The sequence below is a fragment of the Meiothermus sp. genome, assembly GCF_025056915.1.
In the GTDB taxonomy this organism is placed as follows: Bacteria; Deinococcota; Deinococci; order Deinococcales; family Thermaceae; genus Meiothermus.
Genome location: NZ_JANWVH010000028.1, coordinates 1 through 21,112, shown reverse-complemented (window position 1 = coordinate 21,112; position 21,112 = coordinate 1). Strand labels below are relative to the sequence as shown.

At 65.5% G+C, this 21,112-nt stretch carries 16 protein-coding genes; 13 read left to right on the top strand and 3 right to left on the bottom strand.

Features of this window, described 5'->3' with window-relative positions; all coding sequences use genetic code 11:
• Positions 1-109: 109 nt before the first annotated feature.
• The 8 genes from NZN28_RS06440 (at position 110) to NZN28_RS06405 (ending at position 9,989) form a co-directional block, all read left to right on the top strand.
• The gene (locus tag NZN28_RS06440) at positions 110-961 is read left to right on the top strand and encodes a carbohydrate ABC transporter permease (RefSeq protein WP_295396322.1); all 852 of its coding nucleotides are present in this window, start codon (positions 110-112) and stop codon (positions 959-961) included.
• Complete coding sequence (locus NZN28_RS06435; protein WP_295396319.1) at positions 958-1,758, top strand: carbohydrate ABC transporter permease; 801 nt, start codon at positions 958-960, stop codon at positions 1,756-1,758. The genes NZN28_RS06440 and NZN28_RS06435 overlap by 4 nt, the downstream gene beginning before the upstream one ends.
• Before the next feature lie 79 nt (positions 1,759-1,837).
• Positions 1,838-2,899, top strand: coding sequence for an ABC transporter ATP-binding protein (locus tag NZN28_RS06430; RefSeq protein WP_295396317.1), 1,062 nt, complete (start codon positions 1,838-1,840; stop codon positions 2,897-2,899).
• 2 nt (positions 2,900-2,901) lie between these two features.
• On the top strand, positions 2,902-4,188 hold the full coding sequence (locus NZN28_RS06425; RefSeq protein ID WP_295396316.1) for a trehalase family glycosidase: 1,287 nt from the start codon (positions 2,902-2,904) through the stop codon (positions 4,186-4,188).
• Positions 4,189-4,362: 174 nt separating this feature from the next.
• Entirely contained in the window at positions 4,363-6,069 is a 1,707-nt protein-coding gene (locus NZN28_RS06420) for a sugar phosphorylase (RefSeq protein ID WP_295396313.1), read from the top strand.
• Between the two features lie 58 nt (positions 6,070-6,127).
• Positions 6,128-7,162 (top strand): zinc-binding dehydrogenase, encoded by a 1,035-nt coding sequence (locus NZN28_RS06415; protein ID WP_295396310.1) that lies wholly within the window; start codon positions 6,128-6,130, stop codon positions 7,160-7,162.
• Positions 7,159-8,145: a Gfo/Idh/MocA family oxidoreductase gene (locus tag NZN28_RS06410; protein ID WP_295396307.1), complete on the top strand. Its 987-nt coding sequence runs from the start codon at positions 7,159-7,161 to the stop codon at positions 8,143-8,145. Before NZN28_RS06415 ends, NZN28_RS06410 begins: the two co-directional genes overlap by 4 nt.
• Entirely contained in the window at positions 8,142-9,989 is a 1,848-nt protein-coding gene (locus NZN28_RS06405) for a glycoside hydrolase family 36 protein (protein WP_295396304.1), read from the top strand. Before NZN28_RS06410 ends, NZN28_RS06405 begins: the two co-directional genes overlap by 4 nt.
• Before the next feature lie 2 nt (positions 9,990-9,991).
• Here the strand turns inward: NZN28_RS06405 and NZN28_RS06400 are convergent, their stop codons facing one another.
• The gene (locus tag NZN28_RS06400) at positions 9,992-10,603 is read right to left on the bottom strand and encodes a lysoplasmalogenase (RefSeq protein WP_295396301.1); all 612 of its coding nucleotides are present in this window, start codon (positions 10,601-10,603) and stop codon (positions 9,992-9,994) included.
• 74 nt (positions 10,604-10,677) lie between these two features.
• On the opposite strand from NZN28_RS06400, the gene NZN28_RS06395 reads away from it, so the two are divergent.
• From NZN28_RS06395 to NZN28_RS06385, 3 genes are all read left to right on the top strand, one after another.
• Positions 10,678-11,430: a DUF1175 family protein gene (locus tag NZN28_RS06395; RefSeq protein WP_295396298.1), complete on the top strand. Its 753-nt coding sequence runs from the start codon at positions 10,678-10,680 to the stop codon at positions 11,428-11,430.
• Positions 11,431-11,542: 112 nt separating this feature from the next.
• Positions 11,543-16,009, top strand: a complete 4,467-nt coding sequence (locus tag NZN28_RS06390; protein WP_295396295.1) for an alpha-2-macroglobulin — start codon at positions 11,543-11,545, stop codon at positions 16,007-16,009.
• A 30-nt stretch (positions 16,010-16,039) separates the two neighbouring features.
• Complete coding sequence (locus NZN28_RS06385) at positions 16,040-16,621, top strand: hypothetical protein (protein WP_295396292.1); 582 nt, start codon at positions 16,040-16,042, stop codon at positions 16,619-16,621.
• 157 nt (positions 16,622-16,778) lie between these two features.
• On the opposite strand, the gene NZN28_RS06380 is transcribed toward NZN28_RS06385, so the two are convergent.
• The gene (locus NZN28_RS06380) at positions 16,779-18,146 is read right to left on the bottom strand and encodes an FAD-dependent oxidoreductase (protein ID WP_295396289.1); all 1,368 of its coding nucleotides are present in this window, start codon (positions 18,144-18,146) and stop codon (positions 16,779-16,781) included.
• Between the two features lie 262 nt (positions 18,147-18,408).
• Between NZN28_RS06380 and ruvX the strand changes: the two genes are divergently transcribed.
• Together ruvX and mltG are read left to right on the top strand one after the other, a co-directional pair.
• A complete protein-coding gene (ruvX, locus tag NZN28_RS06375) occupies positions 18,409-18,813 on the top strand; it encodes a Holliday junction resolvase RuvX (protein ID WP_295396287.1) in 405 nt (134 codons plus the stop codon).
• A 23-nt stretch (positions 18,814-18,836) separates the two neighbouring features.
• Positions 18,837-19,910: an endolytic transglycosylase MltG gene (gene mltG / locus NZN28_RS06370; RefSeq protein ID WP_295396284.1), complete on the top strand. Its 1,074-nt coding sequence runs from the start codon at positions 18,837-18,839 to the stop codon at positions 19,908-19,910.
• Between the two features lie 136 nt (positions 19,911-20,046).
• On the opposite strand, the gene rlmB is transcribed toward mltG, so the two are convergent.
• Positions 20,047-20,757, bottom strand: a complete 711-nt coding sequence (gene rlmB, locus NZN28_RS06365) for a 23S rRNA (guanosine(2251)-2'-O)-methyltransferase RlmB (RefSeq protein ID WP_295396282.1) — start codon at positions 20,755-20,757, stop codon at positions 20,047-20,049.
• Positions 20,758-21,112 lie beyond the last annotated feature (355 nt).

Genomic DNA, 21,112 nt, shown 5'->3' with positions numbered 1-21,112 from the left:
CAGCAACCGTGTCGGTTCAGTTTGGACTTAGGGAAGGGGCCGGTCATCGGGGCACCGGCCCCTTTTCCAAGGGCACTCAGCCGGTTTGGAACCAAAGTGGAAGGGTCTGATGCGTAGTGAACGGTACATCCCCTACGTGCTCATTCTGCCGAGCGTGCTGTTTCTGTTGTTTTTGTTTGCCTGGCCGCTCCTGGAAGCCCTGCTCTTGTCGGTGCGGGGCAGCGGGGGGCAGTGGACGCTGGAGAATTTCCAGCGCATGGCCGCCGACCTCTACTTCAAGGATGCCCTCAAATACACCCTGCTCCTGACTGTGGTGATTGTGCCCTTACAGGTGGTGATGGCCCTGGGAATGGCCATGCTGCTGGGGGGCATCTCCAGGGGCCGAGATCTGTTCTTGTATGTGTGGACCATCCCGCTGGGTATTTCCGATCTGGCCGCCGGTATTGTGTGGCTGGCCATTTTCACCGAGCGGGGTTATCTCAACAGCTTTTTGCAGGGCATCGGGGTGATTCAGCAGCCGCAGTTGTGGCTCAGCTACGAGACCCCCACGATGATTTTCGTGGCCGTGGTGGCTGCTGAAGTCTGGCGGGCCACGGCCATCGTGTTTGTGATTCTAGTGGCGGGCCTGCAACTGATTCCCAAGGAGTACAGCGAGGCCGCCGAGGTGTTTGGCGCCACCCCCTGGCAACGCTTCTGGAAAGTCACCCTGCCCCTGCTCATGCCCAGCCTGCAAGTGGCCCTGATTCTGCGAACGATTCTGGCCCTCGAGGTTTTTGCGGTGGTGGTCGCTCTGGGCGGGCGCAACCTGCCGGTGCTGGCCGGGGAAGCCTACTACTGGTACAACGCCTATCAAAATCCTGGGGTGGCGGCTGCTTACTCGGTCATCATCCTGGGCATCTCGGTGGTGGCCACCATGCTTTATTTGCGCCTGATGCGCTCCAAGAGGGAGGGTGCAGCATGAACCTGCGCGTACTTTATATGTTGCTGGCGGGGGTGCTGGTGGTCTGGGTGCTGCTGCCCATCTTTCTGATCGCCACCCTGGCCTTCAGCGACCGCTCTTCGGTCTTTGCCTGGCCCAAGGGCCTCCTGCCCCAGCAGTTTTCGCTGGAGACCATCGCCTTCTTTTTTGGGGTGGAGGGGGTCTGGAAAGCCATCCGCAATAGCCTGACCGTGGCCGCCATGACCCTGGTTTTCTCGGTCTTGCTGGGGGCCCCCGCAGGCTATGCCCTGGCCCGCTACCGTTTTGCGGGCGCCGATGCTTACCGCCTGCTGATTCTGATGACGCGGGCTTTTCCCCTGGCCATTCTGGCCATCCCGCTGGCGGTGCAATTCATCCAGCTGGGCATCTACGACACCGCCTTTGGGGTGGCGCTGGTCCACACCGCGCTGGCCCTGCCTTTTGCGGTGCTGGTGACCAGCAGCCTGTTTCTGGGTATCCCCAAAGAGCTGGAAGAGGCGGCCTGGACCCTGGGCTGCGACCGCATCCAGGCCTTTTTGCGGGTGGTGCTGCCGCTGGCCCTGCCCGGACTGGCGGCCACCGCCATCTTTGCCTTTGTGATTTCCTGGAACGAGGTCTTTGCCGCCACCCTGCTCACCCTGCGCGAGCGCACCCTGCCCGCTTTCTTGCTGACCTCGCTCAACGACTCCCCCCTCCCCTTCCGCTTTGCCGGGGGCTTCTTTCTGATTGTGCCGGCCCTGATCTTCATCTTCATCATCCGGCGCTACCTGTTTACCCTGTGGGGCATCGCCAACCGGTGAGGTGGGGCAGAATGGTCGCAGTGGCTTCCAATGGCAGTTGCCCCCTGCTTTTATCAGCTTTCGACCCCCTAGGAGGTTTATGGCTTCCATCCGAGTGGAAAACATCGAGAAAACCTTTGGCAAGTTCAAGGCCCTGAACGGGGTTTCGCTCGAGGTGCGCGACCAGGAATTCGTGGTGTTGCTGGGGCCCTCGGGCTGTGGCAAGACCACTTTGTTGCGCATCATTGCGGGCCTCGAGCAGGCCGAAAAGGGGCGGGTCTGGATTGGCGACCGGGATGTAACCGAACTCCCCCCACGCGCGCGCAAGATCGCCATGGTGTTCCAGAACTACGCGGTTTTTCCGCACCTCACGGTGTTCGAGAACATCGCCTTTGGCCTGCGGATGCAGAAAGCCACGCCTGAAAAACTGCGGGCCAACGTGGAGCGGGCCGCTACCCTGATGCACATCGAGAACCTGCTCGAGCGCTACCCCGCGCAGCTCTCGGGTGGACAGCGCCAGCGGGTGGCGGTGGCCCGGGCCCTGGCGGTCGAGCCCGAGGTACTGCTCATGGACGAGCCCCTCTCCAACCTGGATGCCCTCTTGCGCCTGGAGATGCGGGCCGAACTCAAACGCCTGCTGGCCGAGAGCCGCACCACCACCCTGTACGTCACCCACGACCAGGTGGAAGCCATGAGCCTGGCCGACCGCATTGCCGTGATGAACACCGGCTATGTGGTGCAGTACGACGAGCCCATGAAGGTCTATCAGGAGCCCGCCAATACCTTCGTGGGCGGCTTCATCGGCAGCCCCCCCATGAATTTTCTGAAGGTTCGGGTGGAGGGTCAGCAAGCCCAGCTTCAGTCACTCAGCCTGAAGATACCCACGCCAGCGCCCGGCCCGGAAGTCTTGCTGGGGGTGCGGCCCGAAGACCTGGAAGCCTACCTCGAGCCGCAACCGCAGAGCTTTACCGCCGAGGTGCTGGTTGTCGAACCCCTGGGGCCCCACCTTCTGCTAACCCTGCGCTTTGGCCAGCAGCTCCTCAAAGCCACCGTACCCCCCGACTTCAGGGTCAGGGCGGGCCAGACCCTCTGGTTCAAACCCCAGCCGGATCGCCTGCGCTGGCTGGACCCCGGCAGTGGTCAGGCCCTCGCCGCGAGGTAGGTATGCAAACCAAGGAATCGCTCAAACAAGAAGCCCAGCGCATCCTGCGCGCCAACGACCGGGGGGGCTTCACCATTCCCACCGCCGGCCTCTACCCGTTTCAGTGGCTATGGGATGCGGGCTTTACCGCCCTGGGCTGGATGCAGTTTGATGAACGGCGGGCCTGGGAGGAGTTTGACCGGCTCTTCTTGGGGCAGTGGGAGAACGGCATGCTGCCGCACATCGTCTTCCACCGGCCCGAGCCCACCTACTTCCCCGGCCCCGAGCGCTGGGGGGTGGCCCGCACCCCGCCCACCTCGGCCATCACCCAGCCGCCGGTGGTCGCTACCTTTGTGCGCTGGATGCTCGAGCAGGCCCAAGACCAGGCCCTGGCCGAGGCCAAAGCCCGGAGCCTGTATCCCAAAATCCTGGCCTACCACCGCTGGTTCAAGCGCGAACGCGACCCAGCAAATACCGGCCTCATCACCGTCCTGCACCCCTGGGAGACCGGGGCCGACAACAGCCCCGCCTGGGACGAAGCCCTGGCCCGCGTGGAGGTAGACCCGGCACTGCCGCCCTACACCCGACGCGATACCGCCCACGTAGACCCCAGCCAACGCCCCCACCAGACCGAATACGACCGCTTTTTGACCCTGCTCGAGGTCTACAAGCGGGCCGGTTTCGACCAGCTTGGCCTGCTGCGCGAATGCCCTTTCCGGGTGGCGAGCCTCTTGATTGACTGCGTGCTGCACCGGGCCAACCGCGATCTCCTGTGGCTTTCGCGCCGGTTGGGCCTGGGCAACGAGGCCGAGATTGAGGGGTGGCTAAAGGCCAGCCAACAGGGCATCGAAAGCCTCTGGGACGAGGAAGCAGGGCTCTATTTCAACCGCGACCTCCGCACCGGTGAGGCCATCCGGGTAGGGGTTTCGGCCTCTTTCCTGCCCCTCTACGCCGGAACGGCCAGCCCGGCCCGGGCCGAGCGCTTGCTACGCACCCTCCAGGATTGGGCCCAGCAGGTGCGCTACCTGATTCCCAGCACCGACCCCTATAGCCCTCGCTTCGAACCCCAGCGCTACTGGCGTGGCCCGGTGTGGGCGGTGGTCAACTACTTGATCGCCCTGGGTTTCGCCGAATATGGCTACCCCGAGATGGCCGAGCGTATTCGTCAAGATACCCTGAAGCTGTGCGAGGTCACAGGTTTTAGCGAGTACTTCCATCCTTTGACAGGACAGGGGTTGGGGGGTGGCGCGTTCTCCTGGACGGCAGCCATATACCTGGCCTGGGGCCAGGCTGCGGGCCCCGTGCGCTGAGCCGGTGGTTGGCGGCCTTGCCAATAGCCCTGCGCAGAACATCGTATGCTAAACACGTATAAAGCGACCGAGCCAGCCCCCCTTTGTCCTAGACCAGAACCCCTCGAGGCTACAGCCTTCCTGCAACACCGGCTTGAATCCCCCTGGTTTTCCGCGCCCTGCTTAGGGTAGGACTTGCAGCTCAAGGCCTTGTTCATCCCCCATACTGCCATGACCCTCACCAGCCACCTCGAACAAAAAATGCTCGAGCACCTCGAGTTCCTCTACCCAGGCCGGGGCGGGGCGGTACTCGAGCAACTCCAGGCCCTGCTGAAACGCTACCCCAACCTGGCCCAACCCACCCCAACCCCGCCCTGGAGCGAAAAAGATGCCATCCTGATCACCTACGGCGACCAGATCACCCAAGCCGGGGAAGCCCCCCTGCAAACCCTGCACCGCTTTTTGCGCCGATACCTGCAGGGGGTGCTCTCCGGGGTGCATATCCTGCCCTTCTACCCCTACACCTCCGACGACGGCTTCAGCGTGGTGGACTTCAAGCAGGTCAAACCCGAGTGGGGCACCTGGGAGCACATCCAGGCCATCGCCCAGGACTTCCGCCTGATGGCCGACCTGGTCTGCAACCATGCCTCGGCCTCTTCGCCGTGGTTTCAGGCCTTCCTGCGCGACGAACCCAAGTACCAAGACTATTTCACCGTGGTCGCGCCCGGCACCGACCTCTCCAGAGTCTTCCGGCCCCGCGCCCTGCCTTTGCTGACCCCCTTCCAGACCAAGAGTGGCGAGAAGCTGGTCTGGACCACCTTCTCCACCGACCAGATTGACCTCAACTTTGCCAACCCCGAGGTGCTGCTGGAGGTGCTGGACGCGCTGTTGTTCTACGCCAAAAACGGCGCCCAGCTGATTCGTCTGGATGCGGTAGGGTTTATCTGGAAAGAGATCGGCACCGCTTGTGTGCACCTGGAAGGGGCCCACCGCATCGTCAAGCTGATGCGGCTGGTGCTGGACGTGGTGGCGCCGCCGGGGGTTCTGATCACCGAGACCAACGTGCCGCATAAGGACAACATCGCCTACTTCGGCAACGGGCAGGATGAAGCCCAGATGGTCTACCAGTTCCCGCTGCCCCCGCTGGTGCTGAACACCTTCCGTACCGGCGACGCCAGCAAGCTGGCGGCCTGGGCGGCGGGCCTAAAACCCCCCAGCGAACAGACCACCTTCTTCAACTTTCTGGCCTCCCACGACGGGCTGGGGGTGGTGCCAGCCCAGGGCCTTCTGGAACCTGAAGAAATCGCGGCCCTGGTGCAGCAGGCCCTCGATCATGGGGGCCGGGTCAACTACAAAGACACCCCGGAGGGCCCGGTGCCCTATGAGCTTTGCCTGACCCTGTTCGATGCCCTGAACCACCCCCACAGCGACGAGAGCGAAGACCTAAAAATTAACCGCTTTATGGCGGCCAATGCCATCCTACTGAGCCTGCAAGGGGTGCCGGGTATCTATATCCATAGCCTCCTGGGTTCCCCCTCCGACCATGCGGGCCTGGAAGAAAGCGGGATCAACCGCCGCCTCAACCGACACAAGTTCAGCGGGCCGGAGCTGGAGGGATTGCTGAGCAGCCCGAACACCCGCGCCCACAGGGTGCTGGCCCGCTACACCCATCTCCTCAAAGTGCGGGCCGCTCACCCGGCGTTTCACCCAGGCGCCCCCCAGGTGGTCATGGAGTCCAGGGAGGTGCTGCGCATCATCCGGGGCTACCGCGACCGGCAGGTGGGGTGTTATATCAATGTGACCCCCAGGCCCCAGCCCATCAACCGCGTGGGGCGCGACCTGATCAGCGGCAAATACTTTTCCGGGCAGATTCCGCCGTATGGCGTGCTATGGCTGGTGTAAGGCACCCGACCCTGCAGGCGCTCGACCGGCTACCCGGAACAACGGCATCTTTGCGAATATGGGAACACAACTCGTTTTTACAGCACCCAGACAGGTGGCCCTCGAGGCCACCCCCGACCCCCCTCTGAAGCCCGGTGAGGTGCGGGTGCGTACCCTGTTCTCGGGCATCTCGGCGGGCACCGAGCTGACCCAGTACCGGGGCACCAACCCCTACCTGCACAAGCGCTTCGACCCGGAGCGACGGCTGTTTGTTAACCAGCCGGGTCTGGCCTATCCCCTCAAGGGGGTGGGCTACGAACAGGTGGGCGAGGTGGTGGAGGTGGGGCCGGAGGTCAGCAAAGTGCGGCTGGGGCAACGGGTCTGGGGTTCCTGGGGCCACCAAAGCCACACGGTGCTAGCCGAAAACCTGGCAGCACCACGCGTTCTGCCCGAGGGGGCCGACCCCCGCCTGGGGGTGTTTGCCCGGATCGGGGCCATTGCGCTCAATGCGGTCCACGACGCCGAGGTGCACCTGGGCGAAACGGTGGCGATCTTTGGCCTGGGGGTGCTGGGGCTTTTGGCCCTGCAACTGGCCCGGCTTAGCGGGGCTACGGTGATTGTGGTGGACGGCCTCGAGCTGCGGCTCGAGTTGGCCCGCAGGCTCGGCGCGGCGCACGTCCTGGACTTTCGCCAAACCTCTCCGGGCGAGGCCATCAAAGACCTGACCCAGGGGCGCGGGGCCGATGTGAGCCTCGAGCTGAGCGGGGCCTATGCAGCCCTGCAGGAGGCCCTGCGGGCCACCGCTTACAACTCGAGGGTGGTGGCAGCAGGCTTCCTGCAAGGCGAGGGGGTGGGCCTGCGGCTGGGCGAGGAGTTCCACCACAACCGCCTCGAGCTCCTCTCCTCCCAAACCCAGGGCATCGCCCCCCGGCGGGCCCACCGCTGGGATCGGCTGCGGCAGGAACAGACCGTCGTCCAACTGGCCGCCGAGGGACGGCTGCAATGGCAACCCCTCATCACCCATACCTTTCCCTTTGAGCAAATCGAAGCGGCCTACCAACTGCTCGACCGGCAGCCCGGCGAGGCTGTGCAGGTCGTCCTGGAGTTCCCATGAAACCCCTCCGAACCGCCATCCTCGGCTGCGGCGGCTTTGCCCAGCGCCACGCCCAGGTGCTTAAGCAGCTCGGCAGCGAAGTCGAGCTGGTGGCCTGCTGCGACCGCAACGCCTGGAAAGCCCAGGCCTTATCGGGCCAGTACAGCGCGGGCCGGGCCCAGGTCTTCACCCACCCCACCGAGATGCTGGATTCCACCGACCTGGATATTCTGATCGTCTGCCTGCCCCCCTACGGCCATACCGACGAGGTGGAGCAGGCCGCCCGGCGGGGCATTCATCTGCTGGTGGAAAAACCCATCGCGCTTACGCAGGAAAAAGCCTGGCAGATGGTGGAAGCCAGCGAGCAGGCCGGCATCCAGACCCAGGCGGGCTTCATGTACCGCTTTGGCGAGGCGCTGGAATACCTGCAAGGCCTGGACACCGGCCCCATCGGGCTTTTCAGCGCCCGCTACTTCTGCAACGCCCTGCACGCCCCCTGGTGGCGCGACAAGGTTAAATCGGGGGGGCAACTGGTCGAGCAGGTCATTCACATGTTCGACCTGATGCGCTACCTGATGGGCGAGCCCCGCACGGTCTACGCCAAACAGGCCAACCTCTTCCACCAAAACACCCCCGGCTACACCATCGAGGATGTGAGCGCCACCATCGTCACCTTTGCCAACGGCGGCCTGGGCGTGGTCTACGCCAGCAACGGGGCCATTCCGGGCCAGTGGATCAAGGATTTCAAACTGGTCGCGCAAAACCTCACCGCCGAGTTCGGCGATACCAACCAGGCCCGCTTCTTCTTCACCGCCGGGCCGGAGGTCACCACCCACACCCTCCAGTCGGGCCGCGACCTGTACCTGGCCCAGATGCAAGACCTGATCCGGGCCATCCGCACCGGCGGCCCCACCCGCACGCCCTTGCGCGAAGGGGCGAAGTCGCTGGAGCTGGTGCTGGCCGCCCGCACCTCCGCTGAAAGCGGCACCGAGGTCAGGCTGTGAGGCTGACGCTCAACCCCGACCAGACCTTCAACCTGCTGGGAAGTTCGATCAAACTGCTTCGGGCCCGGCCACTCGTTAACGGAGCTTTGGTCGAAAGGGTCGCCACCAGGGTGGAACAAAACGACCCCAACCACTGGCGGGTACGGTATCGAACCCCACATGGAAGCTTCTGGGTGCAGGCTTTACAGGAAGGCCCTGTCTGGAGGCTTCGCTACGGGCTGGAGGAGCTTCCCCAGCACTTCACCCTGGATGCCTTGGGGCTTTGCTTCGAGGTGGAGGGGGCGCAAAAGTACCTGCGCCAGGGCTACCACAGTTGGGACGGGGCGGCGTATGTGGCGCTGGGCGGAGCCCCCCAGACCGGCTACGCCCTCACCCAGCTGCTCCCCGCACTGGGTACGGGCAGCCTGGTGCTGGGCTTTGAGCGGCACGACCGCTTCCAGCACACCTTCACCTTTGCAGGCCCCACGCTTTGCATCCAGACCTTGTGGGATCGAAAAAAGGCCGGGCGAATCGAGTCCGAGACCCTGCTGGTTTTCGAGCACGCGGGGGTGGAGGAAGCCCTGCGCGAGTGGGCCCGCCGGGTGGCCCAGGCCGCCCCCTTTCCGCCGCGCATTCCCGCCCAGCCCATCACCGGCTGGTGCTCGTGGTACCACCTGTATGCGGCCATCAGCGAGCAGAACATCCTGGAGCACCTGCGCGGGGTGGAGGCGGTGGCCCGGCGGGAACACCTTCCCATGCAGGTTTTTCAGCTCGACGACGGCTTCACCCCCGAGATGGGCGACTGGCTCCTGGTCAAACCCCAGTTTCCCCGGGGCCTCAAGCCCGTGCTGGAGGAAATCCGCGCGGCGGGCTTCCGGCCTGGCCTGTGGATCGCCCCTTTTACCGTAGGCAACCGCAGCCAGCTTTACCGGCAGCACCCCGACTGGGTGTTGCGCGAGCGAGAAACGGGCCAGCCGCTGGTGCAGATGCGCTTTTACGGCGAGTTCCGTTGGCACAAGCGAAGCGAGGAGTACTACATTCTGGATGCCACCCACCCGGAGGCCTTCGAATACCTGCGCAGGGTTTTCCGCACCTGGCGGCATGACTGGGGTTGCGAATACTTCAAGACCGATTTTATGTTCTGGGGCGCGGAATACGGCCCGGATCGGGCAGCCTACCACACCCCCGGCCTGAGCCGAATGGAGGTCTGGCACAGGGTGGCCCGGATGATCCGCGAGGAAATCGGCGAGGCCCTTTGGATGGGCTGCGGGATGCCCCTGTGGGCCTCGGTGGGGCTGGTCGAGGGCAACCGCACCGGGCGCGATGTGGGGGCGGAGTGGCTCCCCGACGCCCTCGAGCGCCTGCACGGGCTGGCTCTGCGCAACTTTGCCAACCACCTGCTCTGGGAAGCCGACCCCGACTGCGTGCTGTTGCGCGAGCGGTTCCACCACCTGCGCCCGGACGAACAGACCGCGCTGGCCCTCTTTGCCGGGATGATGGGTGGGGCCCTGCTCACCAGCGATGCGCTGGAGGAACTCTCTCCCGAACGCCTGGCCCTGTGGCGGATGCTGCTAAACGCAGCAGCGGGCTCCTGCCGCTTTCCCTTGCTGGGACGTGAAGACCAGGTTCTGGTGCAGGTGCGGGGCCAGCGTCCGGCGGCGGTGCTGGCCTTCAACCCCAGCCAAGAAACCGTGCAGCGCACCTATGACCTGCTCGAGCTGGGCTTGCCGGCCCCGCTACCGGGCTACCACTGGCACCGCCAGGAATTCCTGCCACCCCAAAAACAGCTTTCCTTGCACCTGGCCCCGCACGAGGGCGCCCTGATTTTCCTGGGCGACCCCCCCATCCCCACCCAGCTTCCGTAGCCCTACCGCACCGACCCGGCCAGCAAATACTGGGCCGCGTAGTAGAGCGGCAGCCCCAGCAAGGGGTTCAGGGGTTCTTGTACCACAAAGCGCTCCCGGGCCACCAACAGGTCGGACAGGTAAAAAAGCAGTGCACCCAGAAAAACCTCCGGCCTGGGCACCCCCAGCCCTACCCAGAGCATCAGGCTGATGACCACGCCGTAGGCCAGCACCGGCCCCCGCCAGCCCGCCAGGTGCGGCCACAGCCAGCGCAACCAGAAATATCCCCCCAGCCACACCAGCAGCAAGCCCCACAGGCTCGGTGAGCCCACCTGTACAAAGGCCCCCAGGTAGGCCAGATGAGCCAGCAGAAAGGCCACCAGACCCGCCAGAAAGGCCCGGTTCGACCTGAACAGCAAGAGCACATCCCCCACCGCCGAAAGCAGCAACCCCGTAAAAACAAACTGTGCGAACCAACCCTCGAGGCCCAGGCTCAGGGCAAAGAGTAAAAACCCCAGCGAGCAGAACACCTTGAAGAGAGCCCGCAAAGCACGCCGCTGCCGCCACTCGGCCCAGAGCAGCCCCAGGAGGCTTAAACCGCCCCATCCCAGCCAAAGCCCACTCCATTCGTTCATTGCGCTCCCACGACTTGAGACAGCCTTTAGACGACCCCCAGCTTACCTTGGTTCGCGCTACAATCGAAGGGAACATGCTGCAAGGTACACGGTGGGTGGGGCTGGTGCTCGGATGGATGGCTCTGGGGTTTTGGAGCTTGGGGTCGGCGGCGCCGCTCAGCCCGGCCCGGCCCGACCTCTCCGACCTCGACCAGGACGGCTACCCCGATGTGGCCGAGCTCCACAGCACCGCCTGGCGCGAGGCTTTTTTAGAGTGGTTTGCGGCCATTGCCGAGGCCCAGTTCACCGCCCCCTCGCCGGCCTGGCCCGCCGAGGCGCAGGACTGTTCCGGCCTGCTGCGCTTTGCCTTTGTAGAAGCCCTCAAGCCCAAGACCCAGGACTGGTTTCAGCAGTTCCCCTACCTGCCCCGGGTGCAGGCCCCGCCCCTGGGCGCGTTTCCCCTGCCGCAGATTGGCCGCGCGGTCTTCCGGGTGGCGCCGGGGCCCTACCGCTCCAACGATGTGAAGGAGGGTCGGCTGGTGGGGTGGGCCAGCGCCATGTACCTGATGCGGTACTCGAGCGTCCTCCTGGGCCGCACCCCGGACAAGGCCCGGCGGGGCGACCTGCTCTTTTTCGTGCGCCCCCTGGCCAAAGGCTCGGCCTACCACAGCATGGTCTATCTGGGGAACGGCCTGGTGGTCTATCACACCGGCTACGCCCCTTCGGAAGGCGGAGAAGTGCGGCTGGTCAGCCTGAAAACCCTGAACCAGCACCCCCAGAAATACTGGCACCCCAGGCCCGAGAACCCCTATTTTTTGGGGTTTTACCGCTGGAAAATCGTGAGCTAGCCCAGGCCCATATGAGACCCCATTCCCAGTCCGTCCTCGCCCCTCCCGCCGAACCACCAAAGCGTACGAGGGGTAGGCGCATCATCAGGAAACCGCAACCAGGCGAGGTGGTATGAAAGGCAGCTACTGGCAGGGTCTGAAGCGTTTTTGGAAAACGGGAATGGGTTTGCTGGGGCTAATCTTGATGGGCCTCCCCAGCTCGGCCCAGCGCCAGGAACCCCAGTTGTATGGGGGCGGCACCTATAGCCCCACCCAGCCGGTGCGGCTGGAGTATTTTCTGCCAGAGGGGGGCCGCAGCCAGATTCGCCTCCTCAAGATTCAAAACCCCGAGAGGGTGGTGGAGCTGGGCGGGCCGCGCGATTTTCAGCGAACCCGCGAGCTCAGTCTGTCGCCGGTGCGAACCGTGCCGGTCTTTCGCGCCCGCAACAACCCCTATGGCAACGTGACCCTGGGGCGCCTGCCCGAAGGGCTGTACCTGGCCCAGATCGGCGCCCCACGCCCCACCTCGGCCACCCTGGTTCTGGTCACCCGCCTGGGGCTGGTGGTCAAGTCCGACCCACAGAGCCTGCTGGTCTACACCGCCAGCCTGAGCAATGGGCAGCCCCGCACCGCACAGGTGTTCCTTTCGCAAAACCGGCGCATCGTGCAGCAGGTACGGGCCGAAGGCGGGCTGGCGCAGCTTAGAAGCCAGCTGAAGAGCACCGATGGCCTTTTTGTGGCTGCCCGCTCGGGCACCTCCTGGGCCTTCAGCAACGCCTACTGGCAAAGCTGGAACCGGGAGCAAAACCGGGTCTACCTGGTCACCGACCGCCCGGTCTACCGCCCCGGCCATACGGTGTTTTTCAAGGGGACGGCCCGCAGCGCAAGCGGTCTGAAGCCGGTGGCGGGGCAGCCGGTGGAGGCGGTGGTGCGCGACAGCGACGATGCCGAGGTGTTTTCGGGCCGCTTCACCACCGACGCCTACGGCAGCTTTAGCGGGCAGCTGCGCCTTGGGCTGGACGCGCGGCTGGGCACCTACACATTGGTGGCCCGGCTGGGGGGCGAGGAGCACTCGGGCGAGTTCGAGGTGCAGGAGTTCGTCAAGCCGGAGTATCGGGTGGAGGTCACCTCGGAGAAAAAGGTGGCGGTGCAGGGAGAAAAGGCCCGCTTTTTGGTGAAGGGGGAGTACCTCTTTGGCGGGCCGGTGGCGGGGGGGCGGGTGAGCTATGCCCTCATTCAGCGGCCCTACTACCGTTTTGCGTATACCTCGAGCTACGGCTTCTACCAGAGCTACGAGTTCGAGGACAGCTACGAGGGCAAGATCATAGAGCGGGGCGAGGGGCGGCTCAATGCCCAGGGGGAACTGGTGGTGGAGCTGCCCCTGAAGCCCGAGGCCGAGGACTACCGGCTGACCCTCGAGGCCGGCGTCAGCGACGAGGCCGGGCGCGAGATTAGCGGCACCGGCTTCATCACCGCCTACCGCGCGGGGGTTGTGCTGGACATCCGTACCGACCAGTACGCCTACCAGACCCAGGACACCCTGATCGCCACCGTGCGGGCCCAGGACCTCGAGGGCAACCCCGTCTCGCTGCCCTTCAGCCTGACCGCGAGCCGCGCCTACTGGGTGCGGGGCCAGGGCGAGCAGCGCGAGCGCACCCTGCGCCTGCAAGGCCGCACCGACGCCAGGGGTGAGGCCACCCTGCGCCTGCGGCTGCCCCGGCAGGGGGCCTACGCCCTGGTGGTGGAGGCCCGCGACGGGGCCGGACGGGCCACCCAGGCCGAGGAACAGGTCTGGGTCTCGGACGGTTCGTATTGGTTCTGGGGCTACAAAAGCCTGAAAATTACCCCCGATAAACCCGAGTACCGCCCCGGCGAAACCGCCCGCTTCGTGGTGCAGTCGCCGGTGGCGGACGGCTGGGCGCTGGTCAACCTGGAAGGGGAGCGCCTGGCCCGGCCCGAGATTGTGCGCTTTAGGGGCTCCACCTTCACCTACGCACTCAAGCTCACCCCGGAGATGGCCCCCAACGGCTACCTCTCGGTCACGGTGCTGGGCGGTGGAGAGTATTACACCGAAGTGGCCGGCTTTTTGCTGCCGCCCAGCGAGAAATTCCTGAACGTCGCGGTGGCCTCGGATAAAGCCACCTACAAGCCCGGCGAGACCGCCACCTACCGGCTCAAGGTGACCGATGCCCAGGGCCGCCCGGTGAAAAGCCAGGTCACGCTGGGGCTGGTGGACGAGGCCATCTACCTGGTGCGCCCCGAGAAGGCCCCGGACATCCGCGCCTTCTTCTGGGCTTTGAAGAACAACCTGGTGGGCACCCAGACCGCCGGGGGCTACTACTTCGGCAATGTGGCCCCCGCCCCCAGCACGGCGGCCCGGGCTCCTTTGGACAAGGCCGTCTTCGGGCAGGCCAAGGACTCGGCGGCCTTGCCCAGGGTGCGCGAGGACTTCCGCGATACCATCCTGTGGCTGCCCAGCGTGGAGACGGGCGAACAGGGCGAGGCCACCCTCGAGGCCAGGTTTCCCGACAACCTGACCCAGTGGCGCCTGACCGCCAGGGCCATCACCCTCTCGGACAGCGTGGGGCAGGCCACCCAGACCGTCACCACCACCCTGCCGGTGATTGCCCGCCTCAGCGCCCCGCGCTTTTTGGTGCGCGGGGACGAGGCCACCCTGCGGGTGATTGGGCAGAACAACCTGAGCGAAAACCAGGCGGGGCAGCTCAGGCTCGAGGCCACCGGTCTGAGCCTGCTCACGCCCCCCACCACCCTGGCTCAGCTCCCCACTGGGGGCCGGACGGCGGCAGGCTACCGGGTGCGGGCCGACCAGAGCGGTACCGCCACCCTGCAAGCCTCGGCCCTCACCCCTGCGGCCTCGGATGCCCTGCGTACCCAGCTGCCCATCTTCCCCAAAGGGCTCAAGCAAGAGCTGGGCTGGGCCTCTCAATCGGGTGATAGCTGGAGATTCACCCTGCCACCCAATACCGACCTCGTCCAGACCAGGGGCAAGCTCTACCTGACCCCCTCGCTGGCCGCCGCCGTCACCCCGGCGCTTGGGTATCTGGCCGGGTATCCTTATGGCTGCTCCGAGCAGACCATGAGCCGCTTCCTGCCCAGCCTGCTGGCCAAGCAAGCGGGGGCGCTGGCCCGGCTACCCCAGGAGGTTGCGGCCAACCTCGACGACTTCGTGGCCGCCGGGCTGAAGCGCCTCTACGACCTCCAGCACGACGACGGTGGCTGGGGCTTCTGGCAAAACGACGACTCCTCGCTGTACATCACCTCGTACGTGCTCACCGGGCTTTTACAAGCCCAGGAGGCCGGCTATGTGGTGCGGGAGGACGTGCTCAGGCGGGGCGTAGAGTACCTGCTCAAAACCCTGAACCGGCCCGACGCCGAAACCTACGCCGCCGACGCGGTGGCCTACGCCGCCTATGCCTTCGCCCTGGCCGGGCCCCGCTATTTGCCCCAGGGCTGGCGACCTGGCGTACTACAAGCGGGTCGTCCCCTGCTGAGCCGCACCGCTTTCCAGTCCACCCAACCCTTGGATTTGGGCTACCTGCAAGACTACCTGACCCGGCGCGACCTCACCCCCTACGGCCATGCGCTAATCGTGCTGGCCTACCAGCAGAACGGCAACCGGGCCCAGGCCGAGCGGGCCCTGGATGGCCTGCTGACTAAACTGACCGAACGGGAGCGCAGCGCCTACTGGGAGGTGCGGGCCCCCCGCTTTGCCTGGAACGACGACCGCCTCGAGGCCACCGCCCGGGGTCTGGAAGCCCTGGCCAAACTGCGCCCGAACCACCCGGCCATCCCGAAAATCGTGAACTGGCTCCTCCTGGAGCGCAAAGGCGCCCGCTGGGTTTCCACCAAGGACACCGCCGCCGTGGTGGTGGCCGCGCTGGCCCTGGCCAGAGCCACCGGCGAGCAACCCCTCGAGCAAGAAGTCGAGGTCGCGGTCAACGGGCAGACCCAGACCCTGCGGGTGCCAGCCCAGGGCGCCGAACTGGCCCTGGAAGGCCTGCGGGTGGGTGCCAACGAGGTGCAGGTCACGAGCCAGAGCCGCATCTACCTAAGCGGCAGCGTGGCCTACTTCGAAGAACGCGAGTACCTGCGCCCCGAGGCCCGGGGCCTGCGGGTGGCCCGCACCTACGAGAAGCTCACCCCCCGCTACGACGCCAAGGCCGAACGCTACGTGTACGAGCGCAGCCCCCTGGGCGGCCCGGTGAAGGCGGGCGAGCTTCTGGTGGTCACCCTCACCCTGCGCCCCGAGCAGGGGGCGGTGCGGTATGTGGTGGTGGAAGAGCCCACCCCGGCGGGCTTTAGCGTGGTGGAAAACGACGACTCCTTCCGCATCGCCGGCGTGCGCTCCCGCTTCGGCGACGATTACTACGGCTGGAACTACTGGTTCGACGGGCGGGAGATCCGCGACCGGCAGGTGGAGTTCTTCTTCAGCTACCTCCAGGGCCCCGTCACCTTCACCTACGTCCTGCGGGCCGAGACCCCGGGCCTCTTCACCGCTCTGCCCACCCTGGCCTGGCTGATGTACGAGCCGGAGGTGCGGGGGGTGGGCACGGTGCGGCAGGTGCGGGTTACGGAGTGAGGAAGCAGCACCTCTTGCCGGAGAAGCCGGATGGCCTCCCCTCGGCTGCCCCTCCTGTTGCTGTGCGCGGTCTGGCTCATGGCCCTGCCTCCGGCCCTGGCCCAGCCCTGGCAAAAGGCCCTGGCCCCCGGCTTCGTGGTGCAGTACGCCCGGAGCCCCGACGCGCTACACCTCCCCGAGGTGTTCAGGGTCTTGCGGCAAGCCCGGCGGGACCTGCAACAAATGGGCTACTTGCTGCCCGCCGTGCGGGTGGTCATCCACCCCGACCTGAAGTCCTACACGGCCTCCACCCGGCTGCCCTGGTTTGTGCTGGCGGCGGCCCACCGAGGCCAGAACCGGATTGACACCCAGCGTCTGCCGGTTCTTTTGCGGGGAGGCCTCGAGCGCACCCTGCGCCACGAGCTGTTCCACCTGGCCCAGCCCGAGGGCTGGCCGCGCTGGAAGGCCGAGGGGATGGCCATGCGCTTTGCTGGGGAAAGGCCCACCGCACCGGCCTTTGCCTCCATCTCCGAGGCCGACCTCGAGCGCCTGCTCACCCACCCACCCGACCCAGCAACCCTCCGCCGGGCCATGGCCACCGCCTATCGCTGGACAGGCTGGGTACAGCGATAGTCAAGGTTGATGGTCTAGAGCGCTCTTCACATATTTAGAGCCATTCGACTATAAGAAAGCTTTGTCCTGGACAGAACAGTGGCCGCCTGGATAGGCAGTCACGTCTGTAAAGGGCGCGATAGGCTGCTGTCCATAGACCACCAACCCTCGGCCCTGCTCATCCTTCCCTTGCCACCTCGAGCATCCCCTCCACGCTGGTCACCTTGACCCGGGGGCGGCCCTGGGCCTGGCCCTGCGCGGTCTCGTGGGCGTCGAGCCGCAGCCAGTGCTCGAGGGTCACGTAGCGCACCCCCCGCTCGCGCAGGAGCCGTGGAATGGCCTCGGGGTCGGGGTCGGGGGCCAGTGGCAGGTGGGGGGCATCTTCCAGCAGCAGCTTTACGGTCTCGGTGGCGCAGGCTTTGTTGGTGCCAATCACCCCGCTGGGGCCGCGCTTAATCCAGCCTGCGGTGTACTCCCCCGGCGAGACCTGGCCCTCCCGCAGCACCCGCCCGGCCTGGTTGGGGATGATGCCCTTGCGGCCATCGAAGGGCACCTCGGGCAGGGGCACCCCCTTGTAGCCCACCGAGCGCAGCACCATCCCCACCTCGAGCTCCTCAAACTGACCCGTGCCCACCGCGTTCAGGTTTTGGTCCAGGCGGTTTTTCTCCAGGCGAATCCTTTGCACCTGGCCCTCGCCCAGAATGGCCACCGGCGAGACCAGAAAGCGAATATGCACCCGGCGGGGCTTGCCTTCCAGCGGCCTGGCCGCAAACTCGCGCAAAATTTCCAGGTTCTTCAGGAGGGCCGGTTCGCCCGCAATGGCAGCGGCGCTCCTTTCGTCGAGCTCGAGTTCCTCCGGCCTCACCACCACATCGGCCCCCGGCAGCTCGCCTAACTCGCGCAGCTCCTTGGTGGTGAACTTGGCCTGCGCGGGGCCCCGGCGGCCCAGCATGTAAATATCGGTCACCCGGCTTTCGGCCAGCACCGGCAGGGCGTGGTCGGCGATGTCGGTTGTGCGCAGTTCCTCCGCCGACTTGGCCAGGATGCGGGTCACATCCACTGCCACGTTGCCCATCCCCACCACCGCCACCCCAGGGCTGTCGAGCCGGAGGGGCAGGTGCCTGTAGTCGGGGTGGCCGTTGTACCAGGCCACGAACTCGGTGGCCGAGAGGCTACCCGGCAGGTCTTCGCCGGGGATGCCGAGGTGGCGGTCGCTCGAGGCCCCCACCGTATAGACCACCGCTTCGTAGTGGCGGCGCACATCGCCCAGGGTCAGGTCGCGGCCAAACTCCACATGGCCCCAGAAGCGCACCCGGGGGTCTTGCAGCACCTTCTGCATCACCTTGGTCACCGACTTGATGGTCTGGTGGTCGGGGGCCACCCCGTAGCGCACCAGCCCATAGGGGGTGGGCAGTCGGTCGAACACATCAACCAGCACAGGGGTTTCGCTTTGTTTGATGAGGGCTTCGGCTGCATAGATGCCCGAAGGCCCCGAACCGATGACGGCTACACGTAAGGGGCGGTTTGCGTCAAACTGGGCTGCCATTTTGTACATTCCTCCGGCCTGTTTGTGAAATAGGGTGGTGGGTCGGCTCCGTACCGACTCTGCAAATCATATCCCATCGGCAGGGGGTCTTCGCATGGCCTGAGCGGTAAGCCGCAAGGGAACGCCCCCTCTGATTGCAAACGCCATGGCTGGCCGGCTTCGCCCGGTGAACTGCCCTCACGGCAGCGCCCCCCAGGCACGAAATTGAACTCGGCCTTAAATCCTCATTTTCTCGAGGCGGCTAAACGAAATAATAGCAAGGGTGAAAGTGGTGGCGCTGGATGTGGGAGAGGCCCGGATTGGCCTGGCCGTCGGCGAGACGGGCTCGCCTTGGGCTTTTGGTCGGGGCTATCTGGTGCGCACCAGCCTGGAGGCCGACCTCAAAGCCCTGGCTGCCCTGGCCGAGCAGGAGCGGGCCGAGCGCTTTGTGGTGGGCCTGCCCCTGCGTACCGATGGCAGCCTGAGCGCCCAGGCCGAGCGGGTGCTGGCCCTGGTGGAGGCCATGCGGGGAAGAGGAATGCAGGTTGAGCTGATGGACGAGCGTTTCACCACCAAGCAAGGCCAGCAACGCCTGATGAGCGCCCCTAAGCGCATCCGGCAGGAGAAGGGTAAGCTGGACGAAGCAGCCGCCATTGCGCTGCTCGAGTCGTATTTGGCACGGGCCTGACCCCACATTACGGAGTATCCCGCATGGACGAAACCAACAAGCCCCCCCTGCCCGACCCGCCGCCCGCCAGCCCCGACGACCCCCAGGAGCGGGGCAAGTCGCCAAACCGCTGGATTCTGCGGGGGGTGCTGTTCATGTTTGCGCTGGTGGCGGGGATGCTGGGCTACGCCCTCTACCTGATGGGGCCCACCGGCACCACCGCCGAGATTCGCATTCCCAAGGGCAGCGGGGCCGCCGCCGTGGGGCGCTTGCTCGAGCAGGCCGGGCTGGTGCGCTCGGGCTACCTGTTTGCCCTGTACCTGCGCTTTTCCGGGCAGGACAAAGAGCTCAAACCCGGCTACTACAAGCTCGAGGGCAAGGGCCTGCGGGCTCTGGCCCTGGCCATTACCGACGAATCACGCCCCCTCACGGTGCGCATCACCTTCCCCGAAGGCTGGCGGGCGGTGGACATGGCCCAGCGCCTGAGCGAAAACAACCTGGACGGCCCCCGGTTCCTGGAGCTGGTCAACAGCCCGCCCGCCGAGCTGCGCCCCGCTGAGGCCCTTGGGCCAAGCCTCGAGGGCTACCTCTTCCCCGCGACCTACGAGTTCCCCCTCGACTACACCGCCGAGGACGTCATCCGGACTATGACCCGCCGCATGCAACAGGAGTTCACGCCCTCGGCCCAGAGCCGCCTGAAGCAGCTTGGACTGAGCATCCACGACTGGGTCACGCTGGCCTCCATCGTGCAGGCCGAGGCCGCCAACAGCAGCGAAAAGCCCGTTATAGCTGGCATATTCCTGAACCGCCTGGAACTCGGGATGCCCCTCCAGGCCGACCCTACCGTGGCCTACGGCCTGGGCAAGCGCCTGCCCGAACTCAACCGCAGCGCCGGCGACTTTGAGAAAGACACCCCCTACAACAGCTATACCCGGCGCGGCCTGCCCCCCGGGGCCATCGGCAACCCCGGTGCTGAAGCCCTGCGGGCCGTGCTCAACCCCACCCGCACCAACGATAAGGGCCAGAAATACCTGTACTTCCTGCACGCCCAGGGGCGTTTGTTCCTGAACGTGGACTTTCAGGGGCACCTGCGCGATACAGCAAAGTATTACCGCTAGTCTGCCCATGACCCAGGGCTCATAACTTGACAATCCGTGTTTAATGGCCTGCAGCACATAACCGGTTGGCACACACCTTTGGCCTCGCAGGCCCTCGAGGCTGCACTATGAACTAATTAGTGTTGCCGAAACCGCCTTAATCACGCCCCAACCGCACCTGGTACAGCACCACCCCCAAGGCCACTGCCGCGTTCAGGCTCTCGGCCCCTTCGGCCAGGGGAATCCGGGCCAGCTCGTCGCAGTGCTCGGTCACTAAGCGGCGCATACCCTCGCCTTCCGAGCCGATGACAACCGCCAGGGAGCGGCGGTAGTCCAGCTCCGCAATGGTCTTGTTGACTTTGCCGCTGGTGCCATACACCCAGACCCCCTGCTGTTTGATTTGCTCCAGATACCGCGCAATGTTCTTGACCTGTACCAGGGGAATCTTGCGGGCCGTGCCTGCCGAGGCTTTGAGCACCAGGGCCGACAAGGGCGCACTTCGGCGCTCTTCCGTGACCACCCCGTGCGCTCCAAGGGCAAAGGCGCTGCGAATGAGGGCCCCGTAGTTGCGCGGGTCGGTCACACCGTCCAGCACCACCAGCAAGAGCTGCTCGCCGCGTTTTTGGGCCAGCCGGAAGGGGGCCTCCGGGTCGGCATAGGTGGCCTCTTCAATCTCGGCCACCAGGCCCTGGTGCTGGGTGGTTCGCACCATCTGGTCGAGCTCGATGCGGGGCACCAGCTTGTAGGGGGCTCCCAGCTTCTCGAGTTCCTTCAAAAGCCAGTTCTCCACGCCCCTGGCCACCCAAACCTGCCCCACCTGGCCCTCGCGCAGGGCTTCCAAGACCGGGTTGCGCCCGTAGATCAGCATACGCTCAGTCTAGGGCACAAACGAAAGCCCTTCGCAGGATGGGCCAGCGAAAACCGGGGTGGTTACAGCCTCAAGCGTACGAGCCACTCTCGAGGATGCACAAGGTGAGAGTGGGGGGTCTGAGGTGGGTCGTTGGTCTCTCACCCCCAGACTCTGCACCCTGCCCTTCCGCTCCTACCGCCGCAAAGCATTCGAGCGCCCATGGTATTTGTACTGTGTCGCATAAAAGCCCGTACAACCACTCCCGCACAGTGAGTGAATCAAGTCAAACCTCGCCTGGCCTCGCTCTGTCCCTCCCCTACCTTGTGGGGAGGCCCGGTGGGGTGGCTGACCTGGCCCTTCACGCCACCAGCCG